Here is a 406-nt window from a genome sequence, read left to right as displayed (position 1 = left end):
ACCTGTTCGGGCTCAGCATCAAGGCCGCGAGCCGCTATACGAACACCGTCGACCATCCCGGGTTCGGCGAGCTCGGTTCGGTGCCACCAGAGCGATGACTGATGCGAACCCGAACTGCAGTTGCCCGACACCGCCGGCACCCGTGCAAACACCCACCCGGCTGCGATGAATGTCCACCGCCGCCGAGCCGCGCATCTGGAATGCTGTAGATCATGACGAACGAGCGCGCGATCGTCGAGCAAGGCTACGACGCCATGGCCGACGCCTACCTCGACTACATCGACCAGACGACCGGTGATCCTCGGCTTCGCTTCCTCGACCAGCTGCTCGCACGGCTCCAACCCGGATCGCAGGTTGTCGATCTGGGCTGCGGCGCGGGAATCCCCTGCACAGCCAGGCTCGCCGA

1 pseudogene is annotated in these 406 nt (G+C 65.3%); it reads left to right on the top strand.

Features of this window, described 5'->3' with window-relative positions:
- Window positions 1-212 precede the first annotated feature (212 nt).
- Window positions 213-406, top strand: a pseudogene (locus RM423_RS25090) (class I SAM-dependent methyltransferase); the annotation flags it as partial.

Source organism: Jatrophihabitans lederbergiae, from assembly GCF_031845305.1.
In the GTDB taxonomy this organism is placed as follows: domain Bacteria; phylum Actinomycetota; class Actinomycetes; order Mycobacteriales; family Jatrophihabitantaceae; genus Jatrophihabitans_A; species Jatrophihabitans_A lederbergiae.
This window is presented reverse-complemented; position numbering and strand designations above follow the sequence as displayed.